We start from the raw sequence: 16919 nt of genomic DNA on the forward strand, positions 1-16919 counted from the left end.
ATTGCTAAATTGCCCCGAATTGATAAAAAGCGTATATGCTATCCCAAAAAGGCATAATTAGACTTAGTGTAATATTCGGATCTGTCTTTTGGTCGCTACTGACAATAGTCGACATGATGACGCTATTCAGTCAGGAGAACAATATTGAGTTTGGCTTGCCAGGTTTTGTGGCCAATCTGCTGCTGACTTTTTTTATCATATCAGTACTGACCTTCTACCGCTATAATATAGGGAAAGCCGAGAGTGTAAACTTCGTGGAGTTACTCTGGCGGGTTTTTGTTTTTGGTCTGATAGCTACCTTGGTCACTCTGATGATAGAGTTTTTCTTCTCTATATTCGGCGCGCATAAATTCGCACAGAACCTGCTTATCATCAACCTATTCTATCACGTGATTCTAGGATTGGTCATTGGGTTTTTGATCTCTACCTATGTGGTGTGGAAGCGTCTGATTCTGTATCAGAAATCCAAATCTCTACTGGCGGCATGGCAGATATTCGAATATGCGCTGATGATGACGTTGATCTTTGATTTGTTTTCGCATGACTATCAGGATACTTCGTTTTTAGTGCTGTATTCTATCTTGGCGTTGATTGGCATTGTGCTTTCTTTTAATCTGAAGTGGATCGCTTATCTCAACTTTAAACAGAAGTGGAGGAGCTTGCTTTTCATTTTTTTGGTGGTAATCTATATCTGGTATTTCTTCAAATCCCTGATGTCTTATTCTGAGCAGACAGTACTGGTGAGGGACTTGCTAGACAGTGTTTACATCCTAGCCGTGATCACTTTCATAGTAGTATATTCATTGATTTCATTTTTAGTGATCCTGTTCAACTTACCGACTACTTCTGTTTTTGAACGAAAGATCAAGGAGGCTGTCAATTTTCAGCGACTCAGCCAGTCTATACCTGCTGGTGAGAGCGAAGAGAAAGTATATGAAATCTTACTGGATAGTGCGGTGAGCGCGGTGTTCTCTGATGCTGCTTGGTTGGAGATACATGATGAGGAAGACGATGTAGAGTTGACGCTCACCTACAATCTTCAAAAGAAGGAAATCAAAGACATAGAAAAGGCATTTGAAAAGAGTCGATTCAAGAAAGTGCTGAACTCGGAGTTTGAAAAAAATACCGTTTACCCTAAGATCTCTGCTAATATTAAGAACACCCTGAACCGATCGGTTCTATATTTTCCTGTTTTGATCAAAAACAGGAAAATAGGCAGTCTCGTCCTGCTCAAGCAGGTGGATGATGGATTTAACAAGGAGATGGTAGATATCATCGACACTTTTGTGAACCAAGCGAGCATTTCGATCGAGAATTTTAGGTTGCTCAATGAGGCCATCGTGACAGAGCGTTACAAAGAAGAGTTGGATATTGCTAACCGAGTGCAGAGCAAGTTGCTTCCAGATGATCTGGTGTCTACCGAGGCATTTGATATACATGCCTTCACAGTAGCTGCTGATGAGGTGGGAGGTGATTATTACGACTATTTCCAGCTGGACGACCACCGCACTGCGTTGATCATTGGTGACGTGTCGGGCAAGGGAACCTCTGCTGCTTTTAACATGGCACAGATGAAGGGGATTTTTCAAAGTTTGGTGCAGTTGGATTTAGACCCGAAGGATTTTTTGATCCATGCCAATAGCGCACTGAGTCGCTGCTTGGAGACTACTTCCTTTATTACAGTCTCATATTTTGTGATCGATAGTAATGAGCAGCGGATCAATTTTGCTCGTGCAGGACATTGCCCCTCATTGTTCTATAGAACCGACACCCAGACGTCAGATTTTTTCAAGAACAAAGGCTTGGGATTGGGTATATTAAGAAACTCTAATTTTCATAAATACGTACAAGTCAATGATTTCGAGTATCAACCGGACGATGTACTGGTGCTCTACACTGATGGTGTGACGGAAGCTTGCAATGCCAGCAAAGAACAGTTTGGTATGGATAGATTGCTTGCGGCGTTGACACGATATGCAGACCAACAACCTCAAGAAATACAGAAAGGAATAATAGATGAGCTATACGAGTTCTGCGGCAAGCGTTCGTTGGACGATGATTATACGTTGGTGATTCTAAAATTTAAATGATATGGTAAATATAGAGAAGCAGATAGATGAGCAGACGGGACACTATGAGATCATAGTGATAGGAGAGGTGGATGCTTCTTCGTCCATTCATTTGGATGAGGCGCTCACCACGGCTATGACTGAGAGCAAACACATCTTAGTCGATCTACGAGGTTTGGATTATATCTCGTCGGCAGGCTTAGGCGTATTTATGTCTAACATTCAAGAGATAGAAGCTGAAGGGATTCGTTTCGTGTTGTTTGGAATGAAAGAAAAAGTATTCGAAGTGTTTGAGATACTTGGTTTGGATCAATTGTTAGTGATTAAAAAAGATAAAGAAGAAGCCTTGGAGGCGGTTAAATAATGCACCAGTTCAAGACATCATGTGCTAAGGAGAAACTCAAAGAGATCCGTGCTTTCGTAGCGGAGACGCTGGGCAATATGGGGGTTTCCGAAAATGAATGCCACAAGATTATTTTGGCGGTAGATGAGGTCTGTGCCAACCTCATTATACATTCAAACCAATGCGATGCATCCGAAAAGCTGGAGCTTTTTGTAGAGGATCATGGAGACCACTGTGTGATATTTGAGATCATAGACCATGGCAAAGGCTTTGTCTATGACAGCTACAAAGAGCCAGATTTAGAGGAGATTATTCGTTCTCGAAAGAAGGGAGGGTTAGGGATCATGCTCGTTAGAAATATAATGGACAAAGTGGAGTTCAAAATAGAAAAGAATCGTAACATTTGTCGAATGATGAAGAAATTCTAAAATGACAATGAAGTTAAAATCTGTAATTACCCTTTTACTCTCCCTTACCTTTTTTTATACCCAAGCCCAGACCGATAGCAATCTGCTGTCCAAAGACCTGTTTCGTCTCGGTGATCAAAACTATGATCTGGGAACTTTCGAGTATTATTTTCTGAAAAATGCTGAACCACCTAGCGCGGATAGTGCAGAGTACAAGGTGGAGGAGTATTTGGATCTCTATGTCAAATTTAGACTGAAAGTACAGGAAGCTCAAGGGCTCGGTATGGATCAGAGCCCAGCTTTCATACAAGAACTCGAAGGATACAAAAAGCAGTTGGTAGAACCCTACTTGATTGCTACCCAATACAACCAAAACCTATTAGAAGAAGCATACGATCGGTTGCAGTCAGAGGTGTCAGCTGCTCACATTCTGCTCAAAGTAGACGAAAATGCATTGCCATCCGATACTTTAGCGGTCTACAACCGCCTTTTAGGGATTAAGGCAGAGATCGCAGCGGGTGCGGATTTTGCAACTATGGCAACCAGGTATTCCGAAGATCCCAGTGCAAAGATGAATCAGGGCAACTTGGGTTATTTTTCTGTGCTACAGATGGTTTATCCATTCGAAAATGCTGCTTATAACAACCCGGTAGGCACAGTCGTGGGGCCAATCAAAACCCAGTTTGGGTATCACTTACTAGAGGTCATCGACAAGCGTCCTGCTAGAGGGCAAGTCAAAGTAGCGCATATTATGATTCGTCATCAGCAGGATAGTGCATCGGATAAGGCAGAGCGAAAGATCGATTCGATCTATGAGAATCTAAAGGAAGGAAAGGACTGGAATGAGCAGTGCAAGATGTACTCCGAGGACAAGAGTTCAGTTAACAATAATGGTGAGATGCGATGGTTCGGGACGGGGGCTTTGGTGCCGGAGTTTGAGGATGCGGCATTTGCTTTACAGAACCCAGGAGACATGAGTGAGCCAGTGGAGACGCGGTTTGGGTGGCATATTATAATGCTGCTGGAGAAAAAGCCTGTTGGGAGTTTCGAGGACATGCAGGCAGAATTAGAGCAGCGTGTCAAGCGGGATAGCAGATCAAAAGCGACACAATCTGTGGTGATCACTACGCTCAAAAAAGAACATGCCTATCAGTTGGATTCAGTGGTTTGGCGGGAGGCGCTATCTGCTATGGATTCTACTGTGAAGATGGGGCAGTGGAGTTACGACACGACGAGTACAACGCTTGCCAATGCGCTCTTTACGCTGGAAGATCAGGAATACACTGTTGGAGACTTTTATGCTTTTGCGGAGGAGAATCAACGAAACAGACAGTCTGCAGATTTGGAAGCGTATAAGCGACAGCTCTACCAGCGCTTCGAGACCAAACGTATTTTGGATGCAGAGATGCTTTTCGTCGAGCAGAACAATGTGGAGTATCAGCGGATTTTGGATGAATACAGGAGCGGTATTTTGCTGTTTAACCTGATGGAGAAGGAGGTCTGGCAAAAAGCATTGACGGATAGTGTAGGGCTACAGGACTATTATGAATCCAACAAGGATGTCTATGTTTCTGAGGAGTTCCTACAGGTACGGAAATTGACCGCAGAGGACAAAGCGGTTTTGGATAGTGCGAGCAGTTACCTGAGCTTTTCAAATTCCCAGTTGGATAGTCTATTCAATTCCCAAGAAGCTTTAGCTTTGCAAATTGATGATTTGAAAATTAAGAAAGGAGAAGTTGATTTTCTTGATCAAAACTGGACGGTGGGCAATCACCGCCAATCTACGGAGGATTATCACATCCTATGGGTGGTCAGCAAAGTGATTCCTGCTGCACAGCGACCATTGGACAGTGTGAGAGGTCTCGTGATTTCAGATTATCAAATGGAACTAGAGCAACTATGGATTGCGCAATTGCGCAAAAAGTACCCATATAAGCTGAACAAAAAAGTACTGAAGAGTTTTGTTAAAACATTCAATTAATATTGCCCTATTGCTGAGTCTAGTCTTATTTGGCTGTGAGAAACTCTATGCTCCGTTAGAACCAGTTGTCGAAGAGGACAAGAAGGCCATAGCTCGCGTCAATGAGGTGTACCTGTATGAAGATGATATCGAAGGGTTGACAGGCTCAGGGAGTACTGATAGTGCTCAGATCATTCAGAAGTACGTTGATTCGTGGATTAGAAAGCAATTAACAATTTCACGCGCTTCGCAAGAGATCGATTTTGATGAGGCGAATATCGAACGCAAAGTACTAGACTATCGCTATGCACTGATGGTTCATGAGTTTGAAAAGTACTACGTGAACCAGCGTTTGGAGAAGAATATCTCAGAAGATGAAATCAAGACCTATTACGACGATAAGTTTGAAAATTTTATTCTCCGACAAAACATCATCAGGTGCCTTTATGCGGTAGTACCTGCCGAAGCGCCTCAGATGGATAATTTTCGCAAGCTGATTCGCTCCTACCCTAATTCTGACCTAGAAGAGATCCAATCTTATTGTTATCGGTTTGCCTCTCAGTCTTCGCTGGAGACGGAGCTGTGGCTCAATTTCGATGAAGTGATCGCTAGCACACCCTTTGCCAATGTGCAGGACAAGGTCACCTTTTTAAAAAACAATAGCTACATAGAGAGCTCGGATGAATCCAACTATTACTTCATACGCTTGCTTGATTATAAAATTTCCAATCAAATTTCTCCATTGGAATACATCCATGACAACATAGAAAGCATTCTAATCAATAAGAAGAAGGTCGAACTGAGGAGACAGCTAGAGGAGGACCTATTAAAGAACGCAAAAGAGAACAATGAATTCGAAATATATTAAGGCAAGTCTGATCATGTTGCTACTGACCTGTTCGGTAGCGATGGGACAAAAGGCAGACAAGGGAGTGGTGATAGACAAGATCATCGCCAAGGTGGATGATTATATTGTGCTCAAGTCTGAGTTGGAAAAAGGCTATATGGAGTTCATGTCCAGAGGGGAGATTACCCAGGGAGATGTGAAGTGTCAGATATTAGAGAGCCTCGTGATCAATAAACTCATGGTAGCCAAAGCAGAACTCGATTCGGTGGAGGTGATGGACATACAGGTAGAGCAGGAATTGGGTCAGCGGATGTCTTATTTTATCCAGCAGATCGGTTCCGAAGAAAAGCTAGAAGAAGTCTACGGTAAGACAGTGGCTCAGTTTAGAGAGGAACTCTTTGATCAGATCAAAGAGCAGATGATTGTACGAAAGATGCAGGGGCTCATCAGTGCGGATGTCAGTATTACTCCTTCGGAGGTTAAGAGTTTCTTTAAGAAGATCCCATCGGATAGCTTGCCGTATTTTTCTACCGAAGTGACGATTGGCCACTTGGTTAAAATCCCTGAGCCTAATGACAAGGTGAAAGATCAAATCCGACTGGAACTTCTAGAGTTCAAGGATCAAATTGAAAATGGGATGGATTTTGGGGTACTGGCAAGTAAGTACTCGATGGACCCAGGGTCGGCGCGTCAGGGAGGCGAGTTAGGTTTCTTTAACCGTGGCGAACTCGCGCCAGAGTTCGAAGCAGCAGCTTTGGGCATGAAGCCAGGAGAAATTTCCGAGCCAGTAGAGACCCAGTTTGGGTTTCACTTGATTCAGCTCATCGAGCGCCGAGGAAATCGGTACAACTCCAGACACATTTTGTTGATCCCCAAAGCAACACAGTCAGATATTCAGGAGAGCAAGGACTTTTTGGATAGCTTGAGAACGAGTATTGTCAGAGACAGTATGCGATTCGATATATTGGCCAAGGAGCACTCAGATGACAAGCAGACCAGTGGTAATGGGGGATATTTTAGTGATGCAGATGGTGCCATGCGTATCTCTGTGGAGGAGCTAGATCCTACGATGTTTTTCACCATCGACACGATGAAAGTCGGCGAGGTGTCCAAACCTTTTGAGTATAAGATGCCTGATGGCAAAGCTGCCGTTAGAATTGTATATTACAGAGCAAAAATACCACCCCACCAAGCGAATCTTTTGGATGACTATCAGAAGATCAGGTCGGCAGCACTTGCTAACAAGCGCAACGGTATCATGTCTGACTGGTTCAAAGGTGCTCAAGGCGAGGTATACATCAACATAGACGAAGAGTACGATTATTGTCGTATCCTGCTAGATTAAGAAATCATATGACCGAATTCAAAAATGAAGTAGAAGCAGCGGATGCCTTGCACAAGGCTTACACTGATCTCAAAGCGGAAATTTCTAAAGTAATCATCGGACAAGATGATGTCGTGAAACTACTGTTGACGGCTATATTCTGTCAGGGGCACTCTTTGTTGGTAGGGGTGCCAGGACTTGCCAAAACGCTTTTGATCAAAACGATTTCTTCGGCACTTCATTTAGATTTTAGTCGTATTCAGTTCACACCTGACCTAATGCCGTCGGATATTTTGGGAGCGGAGACTCTGGATAAAGACCGAAACTTTAAATTTATCAAAGGGCCTATCTTCTCGAATATCGTACTCGCTGATGAGATCAACCGTACGCCACCTAAGACGCAGGCGGCATTGCTAGAGTCGATGCAAGAGTATTCGGCGACTGTCGGAGGAAAGAAATGGGAATTAGAAAAACCATTTTTTGTACTCGCGACACAGAACCCAATAGAGCAAGAGGGGACTTATCCGCTACCCGAAGCGCAGCTTGATCGATTCATGTTCATGGTGACGCTAGATTATCCGTCTTTTGCGTCCGAAGTAGATATCGTCAAGCAAAAGATAAATGTATCGGAAGGAGTGAAACCAGTATTGAATGGAGAGCAAATCATCGCTTTTCAGCAGTTGGTGAACGACGTGCCTGTGGCAGACAATGTGGTAGAGTATGCCGTAGACCTAGTGCATAAGACACGTCCTAACTCTGATCGTGCTACAGATGTGACCAAATCTTATCTAGAGTGGGGAGCTGGACCTAGAGCATCACAGTTCCTCATCAAGGCGGCCAAATGCAATGCGCTACTAAGTGGTAAATATTCACCGGATATCGAAGATGTCAAGGCTATCGCCGAACCTGTGCTGCGTCACCGTATCGTGCGCAACTTCAAAGCGGAGGCAGAAGGCATGTCCATGACCAAAATCATACAAGCGTTATTATAGGTCGCATTTAGATGATCTTTGATAGGAGTCTTCGTTTTTAATTGCTCCTCGCTTTCTGATTTTTTATCTTTGGTAGACGCTATTACTCAATAACCCTATGGAGAACAAATCAATAGAAAGCTTAATCAACGAGAATTTTGTCTATGCCAAAGTGCTGGATTTTTTTGGAGTTGAGTTTTATGAATCCAGAAACAAAACCTTGAAAGAGGTGTGTGCTGAACACAATCTCTCCTCGGAGCAACTGTCTGCCGTGCTAGAAAATAGCAGAAGCGAACGGGCGATGGATTTTTTAGCTTTAAGAAAATGTCCGGTAGAGTTGGTGATCGCTTATCTCAAGCATTCACATCAGGTATTTATCAAGGATGCGCTACCCTTTCTGCTCAAGACTGTCAACCGACTCAATGGAGGAACGACTTCTGTATTAAAGGAAGATTTGAAAATGATCTTACCGATGTTTGTAGAGGATTTTATCAAACATATCTACGAAGAGGAGGATAAGTTTTTTGCGTACATTCTCGACCTTGATAGCTACTTAACCGAACCGAATTCTCGTAACCCACTCTTGGATCGAGATGATTTTTCTATTCAAGAATTTGCACTCCACCACCACGACTCTGACGATGAGATGGCGGGTATTCGTGGGATTACCAATAGCTATAGCTTGGTAGATTTGCAGGATGTCCAGCTCAAGGTTATCCTGCAGGAGCTGAAGGCCTTTGATGACAAGCTACAGGTGCATGCGCGTATAGAGAACGATATTTTGTTTCCAAAAGCCATGGAACTAGAGAAAAGGGCTAAGGCACTTTTCAGAACCAAAGTAATCCAAAACTAATGGGGAGAGTGCTCGCCATAGACTATGGCAAAAAGAGAACAGGGCTAGCAGTGACCGACCCATTGCAGATCATCGCATCACCTTTAGATACTGTGCCAACATATCAGGCGCTGGACTACTTAGTCAAGTATCACGAGACCGAGGGGATTGAGACGATTGTGATCGGGATGCCGAAGGATTTGATGAATAAGGATACAGATAGTACCGCATCTGTAAGGCATTTTATAACTTTGCTCCAGAAAAAATTTCCAACGCACCAAATTCATACCGTTGACGAGCGTTTTACCAGCAAGATGGCTAAAAAAGCGATGCTAGATGGCGGGATGAAAAAAAGTGACCGAAGGAAAAAAGAGAACGTCGACAAATTGAGTGCGACGATTATTTTACAGTCGTTTTTAGAGTCTAGTATATGATTTATCCGATCGTGGTATATGGAGATCCTGTTTTGAAGAAAGAAGCTCAGGATATAGAAGAAGGAAGTATTGATGTAAAGAAGCTCGCTGAGGATATGTTCGAGACCATGGCGAGTGCCAGTGGGATCGGTCTAGCAGCACCACAGATTGGTATGTCGATACGTATGTTCGTCGTGGATGGTAGCCCCCTAGACGATGAGGAGGGTGAAGAGGATATGTCCGACTTTCGAAAAGTATTCATCAACCCAGAGATACTCTGGGAAGATGGAGAGGAATGGGTTTTTACCGAAGGCTGTTTGAGTATCCCTGGCATACGTGAAGACGTGAGCCGACCAGAACGTCTGCGAATCAACTATCTAGACGAGAATTTCAAAGAACACGAAGAGGAATTTGACGGGATGAAAGCCCGTATTATTCAGCACGAGTACGATCATATTGAGGGAGTCTTGTTCACGGATTACCTGACGCCTTTCAAAAAGCGCATTCTCAAAGGAAAACTCGCCAACATCACCAAGGGTAAGTGTGATGCAGATTATAAAATAAAACTCCCTAAGAAAAAGTAGTAAAATGAAGGACCTCAAGATTGCCATCATACAAGCAGAACTCCACTGGGAAAATGCCGATGGGAATCTGGCGATGTTCGAGGAGAAAATCTGGACTATCCATGAGGAGGTGGATTTGATTTTGCTCCCTGAGATGTTCAGTACGGGGTTTTCTATGAACCCCGCAGAGCTCGCTGAGGTGTCAGGCCTCAAGACGCAAAAGTGGATGCTACAGATGGCTGCCCAGCGCGATGCATTAGTTGGAGGTAGCTACATCGTGCGTCAAGGGGAGCACTTTTACAACCGTTTTGTGTTTGCTTTTCCTGACGGTACGATTCAGTTCTATGACAAACGGCACTTGTTTTCGTTGGCCAAGGAGGAGGATTACTTCACTGTAGGACAGGAGCGTCTGGTAGTGACTTACAAAGGCTGGCGTATATGTCCGATGGTATGCTATGACTTGCGTTTTCCAGTATGGGCACGTAATCATGTGACGCTGGACGGAGACTATGGCTATGACCTGCTGTTATATGTCGCCAACTGGCCCAAAGTACGGATTAAGGCTTGGGACACCTTGCTGCCTGCACGTGCGATCGAGAATCTGGCGTATGTGGCAGGCGTCAACCGGACAGGTTTGGATGGTAACGAGCATCTATATGATGGGCACAGTGCAGTGTATGATGCACTAGGAGAGCAGATGACACGTCCCCTGATAGGTGAAGAAGGGATACTAATCCAAAAAGTAGATAAACTGGCTCTGGATATGGTACGACAAAAGTTTGCTTTCTTGCGTGATGCGGATGCGTTTGATATCCGTTAAAACTCAATCAACAATAATTTTCTGAGAAGCTTTAGCATTTCCAGACTGGATGTAGGCGATGTAAACCCCCTTCCTTAGTGTAGAGAAGTCTAAGGTCTGAGGTTGTCCAGCTCGTAAGGACACGCCTTTGAGAACGAGATGTCCAGCGGTGGTGAGGAGGTAGAGCGTAGCATCCTGGTTTGAGCGAAATGTTGCTTGACGATCCGCTCCAGTAGGGTTAGGGTAGGCGAGCAATGTTAGGTCTGGTGCATCTGAAGGAGAGGCTTGATATAGCCATAGCCCCCCTTGTATGCTGCCTGCTGCGACGACTGTTTTGCCGAAAAGCTGACCGATTATAGGTTTGGTGTAGCGACCTAGTCGGGTGGTGTGCAGAGAGGTATTGGGTTCGTATTGCACTTGCAGGCTGTAGGGCTGGTCTAGCTGGTTTGGGAAGTCGTTGTACACCGTCATTTGGCCTGAACGGTCGGTGGTCAGTAGGTCGTTCGAACCGTTACTGTCCAAGTCTCCTATAGTTATCGATAGATTGGTAGGTGCGCCCTTTTCTGCATCGAGTAGATTAAAGGTCTCGATGACGAAGTTCATTTCGCCAGTGTTGCGGTAGTAGTCTAGCTCGCCATAGCTCCGAGCGATAAGTGCATCGAGTATTCCATCATCGTCCATATCGTATAACAATACGTCATCACCCGAGGTGTAGCTAATGGTGATTTCTGTCAGCTGGCTTAGATTAAAAGTCATCTCTTCTCCACTGCCAAGATTGAGTAGGTAGTGCATTTTGTTTCTAAACCTTTCGTCTACAGACGTAAATACCAAGTCGAGTCTATGGTCACCGTTGATGTCTACGAATTGTGGTTTGATGTCGGTGTGTCCCAAACTCCCAAGCCCAAACTGATCCGAGTTATGGAATGAAAAACTGCCATCGGCTTGACCGAGGTATATCGTTAGCGTGCTGACGTATTGGTCATGGAGCAATGAGCCTTTGTTGCCAAGTACGAGATCGTTGATGCCGTCTCCATTGATGTCTGCGATGCTGGGATAGGCCCATTCACCTACGTCTATCATTTCCTGTTGTAGGAATGCTCGTGAGCTAGTAAAACTGTTAGCGCCTTGATTGGGATAAACCAAACTGGATTGTTGGAAGTTGATATTCCGCTGGGAGTTGTCTCTCACATTTGGAGAGATGAGCAGATCTTTTTGACCATCAAAGGTCACGTCCTCGTAGAAGCTTGCTGGAAAAAGTGTAAAATCGAGTGGTTCGTTTTCGGAGGGGAAATCAGGAAACAAGGAGTTGAAAAGTGCCATTCCGCTATTGCCTTGGTTGGCTAGATAGTTGAGTTCTGGACAATCTTCTTCACTGATGATTAAGTCCATTAGCCCGTCTTGGTTTTGGTCTATAGAGAGTATGGCTTTTCCGGCGAGGTGTTTGAGCCGACCGCCAGCCGAGCAGTCACCTGCGAACTGATAGTTGTCACAGTCGCATACCTGAAGTCCTCCATAGTTGTCAGAGGCATGGGTGTAGATCAGGTCACATGTCTTGTTGAGATCCATGGAGAGATTTTCATGAAAGTCGATGGTGATACCCGTTGCAAAGTCGAACACCAGAATGTCTATATCTCCGTCACCATCTAGGTCTTCTATAGATGGGATATCCGTAGTGTTGAGAAAGATGTTGATGGGATTGGTGTTGATATTGGTGAGTAGTGGGTTGGCGACTTCTTCCCAACTGATGGAGAAGTCATCTGAGGTGTTTTGATAGACATGAATACCGAGTTGCGAGGAGGTGAATAGGTCTTTACGTCCATCGCAGTTATAATCTTTGAGTATCATCCAGTTTTGAATCCCTGACGGAAACAGATGTTCGAACTCGGGGTGGTATGTATAGTGGTCTTGTTGGTTTTCGTAGCAGTTGATTTTGTCCGACGATCGATCAAAAACAATCAAATCCAGGTCTCCATCATGATCCAAATCCATCGTTTGATATTGGGCACTATTGATGCCGCCAGCGAAGGGGAAATGGATTTGTTCCTGATGGTAGACGACAGGTGTGTAGGGAGAAAGCGTGGTTTGTGCTTTGGCCGCCCCGTGGAGGGTGAGCGTAGATAATATGACTATTTTTAGAAGACTTTTCATCTTAGCGTGTTGATACCTCCATTATACGCCAATACTTTGGATTGTTTATTGAATGACCCATAAATAAATTTTACCTTACGACGGCAAAAGACAAAAATATTGAAAGAATTCATTTCTAGTTTATACGATAAGTTTTTAAGCAGTACTGGTGTCAATACCGATACACGATCTATTGAAAAGGGGCAGCTCTTTTTTGCCCTCCGTGGCGACAATTTTGATGGAAACCAATACGCACAGCAAGCCATAGCATCTGGAGCTTCTTATGCTGTGGTCGATGACCCTGCTATAGCGAAGGATGACCGCTTTATTTTGGTGGATAGTGTGCTACAGACTCTACAGTTGCTCGCTAATCATCACCGCAGACAATTTACATTTCCCTTCCTAGCGATCACAGGGTCTAACGGCAAAACGACAACCAAAGAACTGACTGCACGCGTACTCGGTGAGCGATACAAAGTGCACTATACTAGGGGTAATCTTAACAATCATATCGGGGTACCGCTGACCTTATTAGGGATCAATAGTGAGGTCGATTTTGCGATCATCGAGATGGGAGCGAATCACCTTGGAGATATTTCGTTGCTCTGCCGTATCGCAGAGCCGACGCATGGTCTGATTACCAATATAGGTACGGCACATATCGGAGAGTTTGGCGGGCGAGACAATATCATTCGAGCCAAAAGTGAACTGTTCGATTACTTACGAAAGACAGATGGGCTCCCCTTCATCAACAAGCTAGATTCTGTACTGGTCAATATGTCCAAGCGTTTTGAAAAATCGGTTGATTATCCGAACGACAGTTGTAAGCTGATCGAAGCAAAACCCTATGTAAACTACCTCGATGACCAAGATCACGAGCATAGTACGGAAATCATAGGTGAGTATAATTATATGAATATAGCGGCAGCTGTCACGGTTGCAAAGCATTTTGAAGTGGACTATCCGTACAATGCCATAGATACCTACCAACCAGATAACAATCGATCACAGATCGTGGAAATCGGTTCCAATACGATCATTCTGGATGCCTATAATGCAAATCCAGATTCTATGAAGGCTGCATTGAGGAATCTCGCAAATATGAATGTGGGAAAGAAAATAGCCATGCTCGGTGAGATGAAGGAACTCGGAGACTATACGATGGTAGAGCATGAGCGTATCGTCTCTGAAGCGGAGGAGTTAGGGATTAAGAATCTTTACTTAGTCGGAAATGAGTTTAAGAAAGCTTCTGAGTTTGTGCATGTATTGCTCGACGTGGATAGACTCATAGATTATCTAAGGGAAGATAAAATCTCGGGAGCTACAGTTTTGATCAAAGGATCAAGGAGTATGCAAATGGAACGCCTCATTCAAAACAAAGAGATATGGGATTAAAACCAGTTGTAGATTTTTTGAAGGAGCTCAGCAAGAATAATAATAAGGAATGGTTTGATGAGCACCGCACAGCCTATCAAGGTCACCGTGTGGAGTTCTTGGGCTTAGTCCAGGTGCTCATTGACGGTATCGCGATGTTCGATCCATCGCTCACAGGAGTAGATCCCAAAAAATGTGTTTTCCGAATCAATCGAGACATTCGTTTTAGCAAAGATAAGACGCCATATAAAACCAATTTTGGTGCACTGATGGGAGATCAAGGAAAAAAATCTGAAGGGACAGGGTTTTATCTGCACTTGGCACCAGGACATAATTTCGTAGGAGGAGGGATGTATAAGCCTCAGCCTGATATGCTAGCGAAGATACGGCAAGAGATAGATTATAACCCTAAGGATTTAATGGCTGTGATAGATACGGAGGATTTCAAATCCACCTTTGGCAAGATTCAAGGTGAGCAACTCAAGACAGCCCCAAAAGGCTATCCAAAGGATCATCCTTTTATCGATCTACTTCGGTACAAAAGTTTCTATGTGCTTAAAGAGTTTTCGGATGAGGAGGTAGCTGCTCAAGGTTTTGTAGAGGAGGCACTAGTCGTGTGTCAAAAGACCGCCAAATTCAATGAATTCCTACGAAATGCAATTAATTGAAAATTTATCCTCGTAATGTTTGCAATAATGAATTTGGTTTCTATTTTTGCACTCCCAAATCAACGGATTTAGGAACAAGTAGTGAAAAAATACACACTTGGGCGCTTAGCTCAGCTGGTTCAGAGCACCTCGTTTACACCGAGGGGGTCGGGGGTTCGAATCCCTCAGCGCCCACACTAAGACAGTCATTTACGGCTGTCTTTTTTTGTGTCTATACTTTTCGTGTTATGTAAAATACGGATCAATCCGTATTTCTGTAGAGAGATCGAGGATTACTTCGTGATTCAAGATTCATTATTGTTTTTCGTGAATAACCAGCTACTATGAGCCTTTGAGGTAATATTTAAATGATTGGAGTAATGATTATTGAATGCTCAATGTCGAATATTGATTCCTACCCATAGGAATACGGAGTGATCCAGCTTCACCAAAATGACCTCATCAGAAAACCTTAACTTTTACTCTTGTGAATGGCTAAAAACCTGTCAGGTTTAGGGCTCCTCTCATTCGTTGAAGCGAAGAGGGGCTTATCGATCTGGATCCGGTTGATAGATTCCTCCAAGAAATTACTTTTGGAGATTGTGTCGGATTGTTTTCGCTTCTGTTTTGGGGTCAGCTTTTAGCGATCACCTCTTAGCAATTGCATTAAATAGCGTGTCGGTGAATTGCTCTGTACCTTTGAGTGGTTTGGTGATGAAGGCGTCTATGCCGTGTTTTGCGGCGGTGTCTGCGTGCTCCCAGTGTGAGGTGATCATGATCACGATAGGGTTGTAATCTAGCGCGTCTATGAACGTGAACCCATTGATCTCGGGTAGGTCTATGTCTATAAAAATGATGTCAGGCTTGGATTGATCGACTTCATTAAGGGCAAGCATAGGGTTGGTGAAGGTGGCTTCCAGTTTTAGGAAGTCAAGATTTTTGATGTACTTGGAAAGGATTTCCAGAAATAGTCTGTCATCGTCTATACAGACACAACTATAGGTTTCTTTTTTCATAGCTTTTTGGCAAGCGTGATTTGTTGATGAAATAAAAGTCTAAGTTGTGATTTGCGCGAAGATAAGTTAAATGCTCCTTATTTTTGTCCGATGAAAGTATATCTCGATAATTCTGCTACTACACCTGTTGATCCTGAAGTTTTGGAAGAAATGATGCCCTATTTTTCCGAAATTTTTGGGAATCCCTCCTCTATACATGCGCATGGTAGAGCGGCACGTTCTGTGGTAGAGCGGTCACGTAAAAAGATAGCAGAATTGCTCAACACTTCGCCCGCAGAGATATTTTTCACCTCTGGTGGCACAGAGGCTGACAACATGGTGTTGCGATCCGCTGTAGAGACGCTAGGGCTGCAGGTGGTTATCACGTCGGTACTAGAGCATCATGCGGTCTTGCATACTCTGGAAGCAATGGAGCGACAGGGTGTGATCTGCGTGAGGTATGTTCGATTGCTCGATGGAGGAGCACTTGATGTGGAGCACCTTGAGGTGTTGCTACAGGAAAATCCTGGTGCAATGGTGTCGCTCATGCATGCCAACAATGAGCTGGGTAATCTAAATGATGTCTTGGCTATTGCAGGGTTGTCTAAAGCGTATGGTGCTTTATACCACAGCGATACGGTGCAGGCGATGGGGAAATATGTTCATTCGCTAGCGGATAGTCAACTTGATTTCGTGGTAGGGTCTGGTCATAAGTTCCATGGGCCTAAGGGGGTTGGTTTTGTGTATATTAATCATGAGACGAAAATTCACCCTTTTGTCTATGGCGGTGCGCAGGAACGAAATATGCGCGGAGGTACAGAGAATCTAGCGGGTATAGTAGGAATAGCTAAGGCTCTGGAGATATCCTACAGAGATATGGCAACTAACCGTACGCATATAGAGGGGTTAAAAAGGCTCATGATCACGGAATTGAATGAGAAAGTGAAGGGGGTATCCTACAACGGTCTTTCGGCCGATATGGATAGGAGCCTGTATTCTGTTCTCAATATTGGTGTACCAGAGTCCGAAGAGAACGATATGCTGCTTTTTAATTTAGACATCAAGGGGATCTCCGTCTCTGGCGGTAGCGCTTGTGCGAGTGGTTCGAGCATTGGTTCTCATGTGTTGGAGGCGATACACTCTGACCCTATGCGTGGAGCGATTCGTTTTTCGCTCTCCAAATATACGACACGAGAAGAAGTAATCTACGCTGTAGATTCTTTGGCTGAGATTGTTAATAATCGCTAA

Annotated in this window: 16 protein-coding genes and 1 tRNA gene; 15 read left to right on the forward strand and 2 right to left on the reverse strand. The window is 44.1% G+C overall.

Features of this window, described 5'->3' with window-relative positions:
- Positions 1-113: 113 nt before the first annotated feature.
- The 11 genes from BUB99_RS15385 to BUB99_RS15435 all read left to right on the forward strand — a co-directional run bounded on the left by BUB99_RS15385 (position 114) and on the right by BUB99_RS15435 (position 10549).
- Positions 114-2090 (forward strand): GAF domain-containing SpoIIE family protein phosphatase, encoded by a 1977-nt coding sequence (locus BUB99_RS15385; protein WP_245816850.1) that lies wholly within the window; start codon positions 114-116, stop codon positions 2088-2090.
- 1 nt (position 2091) lies between these two features.
- Positions 2092-2433, forward strand: coding sequence for an STAS domain-containing protein (locus BUB99_RS15390; protein WP_073123894.1), 342 nt, complete (start codon positions 2092-2094; stop codon positions 2431-2433).
- On the forward strand, positions 2433-2840 hold the full coding sequence (locus tag BUB99_RS15395; protein ID WP_073123897.1) for an ATP-binding protein: 408 nt from the start codon (positions 2433-2435) through the stop codon (positions 2838-2840). The genes BUB99_RS15390 and BUB99_RS15395 overlap by 1 nt, the downstream gene beginning before the upstream one ends.
- 1 nt (position 2841) lies before the next feature.
- Positions 2842-4800: a peptidylprolyl isomerase gene (locus tag BUB99_RS15400; protein ID WP_073123900.1), complete on the forward strand. Its 1959-nt coding sequence runs from the start codon at positions 2842-2844 to the stop codon at positions 4798-4800.
- A 10-nt stretch (positions 4801-4810) separates the two neighbouring features.
- A complete protein-coding gene (locus BUB99_RS15405; RefSeq protein WP_084190588.1) occupies positions 4811-5647 on the forward strand; it encodes a hypothetical protein in 837 nt (278 codons plus the stop codon).
- On the forward strand, positions 5628-6971 hold the full coding sequence (locus BUB99_RS15410) for a peptidylprolyl isomerase (protein WP_073123904.1): 1344 nt from the start codon (positions 5628-5630) through the stop codon (positions 6969-6971). Before BUB99_RS15405 ends, BUB99_RS15410 begins: the two co-directional genes overlap by 20 nt.
- An 8-nt stretch (positions 6972-6979) precedes the next feature.
- The gene (locus tag BUB99_RS15415) at positions 6980-7942 is read left to right on the forward strand and encodes an AAA family ATPase (RefSeq protein WP_073123906.1); all 963 of its coding nucleotides are present in this window, start codon (positions 6980-6982) and stop codon (positions 7940-7942) included.
- Positions 7943-8039: 97 nt separating this feature from the next.
- Positions 8040-8774, forward strand: coding sequence for a hypothetical protein (locus BUB99_RS15420; protein WP_073123908.1), 735 nt, complete (start codon positions 8040-8042; stop codon positions 8772-8774).
- Positions 8774-9187 carry a Holliday junction resolvase RuvX gene (gene ruvX, locus BUB99_RS15425; protein WP_073123910.1) on the forward strand — a complete coding sequence of 138 codons (414 nt, stop codon included), beginning with the start codon at positions 8774-8776 and terminating at the stop codon, positions 9185-9187. The genes BUB99_RS15420 and ruvX overlap by 1 nt, the downstream gene beginning before the upstream one ends.
- The gene (gene def / locus BUB99_RS15430) at positions 9184-9750 is read left to right on the forward strand and encodes a peptide deformylase (protein WP_073123912.1); all 567 of its coding nucleotides are present in this window, start codon (positions 9184-9186) and stop codon (positions 9748-9750) included. The genes ruvX and def overlap by 4 nt, the downstream gene beginning before the upstream one ends.
- Before the next feature lie 4 nt (positions 9751-9754).
- The gene (locus BUB99_RS15435) at positions 9755-10549 is read left to right on the forward strand and encodes an amidohydrolase (protein ID WP_073123914.1); all 795 of its coding nucleotides are present in this window, start codon (positions 9755-9757) and stop codon (positions 10547-10549) included.
- A 3-nt stretch (positions 10550-10552) separates the two neighbouring features.
- Here the strand turns inward: BUB99_RS15435 and BUB99_RS15440 are convergent, their stop codons facing one another.
- Positions 10553-12676: a T9SS type A sorting domain-containing protein gene (locus BUB99_RS15440; protein ID WP_073123916.1), complete on the reverse strand. Its 2124-nt coding sequence runs from the start codon at positions 12674-12676 to the stop codon at positions 10553-10555.
- 99 nt (positions 12677-12775) lie between these two features.
- Here BUB99_RS15440 and BUB99_RS15445 point away from each other — a divergent pair, with 99 nt between their 5' ends.
- From BUB99_RS15445 to BUB99_RS15455, 3 genes are all read left to right on the forward strand, one after another.
- Positions 12776-14050 (forward strand): UDP-N-acetylmuramoyl-tripeptide--D-alanyl-D-alanine ligase, encoded by a 1275-nt coding sequence (locus BUB99_RS15445; RefSeq protein WP_084190589.1) that lies wholly within the window; start codon positions 12776-12778, stop codon positions 14048-14050.
- Positions 14041-14697: a DUF2461 domain-containing protein gene (locus BUB99_RS15450; protein ID WP_073123920.1), complete on the forward strand. Its 657-nt coding sequence runs from the start codon at positions 14041-14043 to the stop codon at positions 14695-14697. Before BUB99_RS15445 ends, BUB99_RS15450 begins: the two co-directional genes overlap by 10 nt.
- A 99-nt stretch (positions 14698-14796) precedes the next feature.
- Positions 14797-14871 (forward strand) — tRNA-Val (locus tag BUB99_RS15455).
- Positions 14872-15323: 452 nt separating this feature from the next.
- Here the strand turns inward: BUB99_RS15455 and BUB99_RS15460 are convergent.
- Positions 15324-15692 carry a LytR/AlgR family response regulator transcription factor gene (locus tag BUB99_RS15460; protein ID WP_073123922.1) on the reverse strand — a complete coding sequence of 123 codons (369 nt, stop codon included), beginning with the start codon at positions 15690-15692 and terminating at the stop codon, positions 15324-15326.
- Between the two features lie 90 nt (positions 15693-15782).
- Here BUB99_RS15460 and BUB99_RS15465 point away from each other — a divergent pair, with 90 nt between their 5' ends.
- The gene (locus BUB99_RS15465; RefSeq protein WP_073123924.1) at positions 15783-16919 is read left to right on the forward strand and encodes a cysteine desulfurase family protein; all 1137 of its coding nucleotides are present in this window, start codon (positions 15783-15785) and stop codon (positions 16917-16919) included.

Origin of the sequence: Reichenbachiella agariperforans (genome assembly GCF_900142205.1) — a bacterium.
GTDB classification, from domain to species: domain Bacteria; phylum Bacteroidota; class Bacteroidia; order Cytophagales; family Cyclobacteriaceae; genus Reichenbachiella; species Reichenbachiella agariperforans.

Excerpts from the sequence above, each read along its gene's own strand:
- BUB99_RS15385 (WP_245816850.1), top strand. The coding sequence starts at position 114 with ATGATGACGCTATTCAGTCAGGAGAACAATATTGAGTTTGGCTTGCCA.
- BUB99_RS15390 (WP_073123894.1), top strand. The coding sequence starts at position 2,092 with ATGGTAAATATAGAGAAGCAGATAGATGAGCAGACGGGACACTATGAG.
- BUB99_RS15395 (WP_073123897.1), top strand. The coding sequence starts at position 2,433 with ATGCACCAGTTCAAGACATCATGTGCTAAGGAGAAACTCAAAGAGATC.
- BUB99_RS15400 (WP_073123900.1), top strand. The coding sequence starts at position 2,842 with ATGACAATGAAGTTAAAATCTGTAATTACCCTTTTACTCTCCCTTACC.
- BUB99_RS15410 (WP_073123904.1), top strand. The coding sequence starts at position 5,628 with ATGAATTCGAAATATATTAAGGCAAGTCTGATCATGTTGCTACTGACC.
- BUB99_RS15415 (WP_073123906.1), top strand. The coding sequence starts at position 6,980 with ATGACCGAATTCAAAAATGAAGTAGAAGCAGCGGATGCCTTGCACAAG.
- BUB99_RS15420 (WP_073123908.1), top strand. The coding sequence starts at position 8,040 with ATGGAGAACAAATCAATAGAAAGCTTAATCAACGAGAATTTTGTCTAT.
- ruvX (WP_073123910.1), top strand. The coding sequence starts at position 8,774 with ATGGGGAGAGTGCTCGCCATAGACTATGGCAAAAAGAGAACAGGGCTA.
- def (WP_073123912.1), top strand. The coding sequence starts at position 9,184 with ATGATTTATCCGATCGTGGTATATGGAGATCCTGTTTTGAAGAAAGAA.
- BUB99_RS15435 (WP_073123914.1), top strand. The coding sequence starts at position 9,755 with ATGAAGGACCTCAAGATTGCCATCATACAAGCAGAACTCCACTGGGAA.
- BUB99_RS15440 (WP_073123916.1), bottom strand. The coding sequence starts at position 12,676 with ATGAAAAGTCTTCTAAAAATAGTCATATTATCTACGCTCACCCTCCAC.
- BUB99_RS15450 (WP_073123920.1), top strand. The coding sequence starts at position 14,041 with ATGGGATTAAAACCAGTTGTAGATTTTTTGAAGGAGCTCAGCAAGAAT.
- BUB99_RS15460 (WP_073123922.1), bottom strand. The coding sequence starts at position 15,692 with ATGAAAAAAGAAACCTATAGTTGTGTCTGTATAGACGATGACAGACTA.
- BUB99_RS15465 (WP_073123924.1), top strand. The coding sequence starts at position 15,783 with ATGAAAGTATATCTCGATAATTCTGCTACTACACCTGTTGATCCTGAA.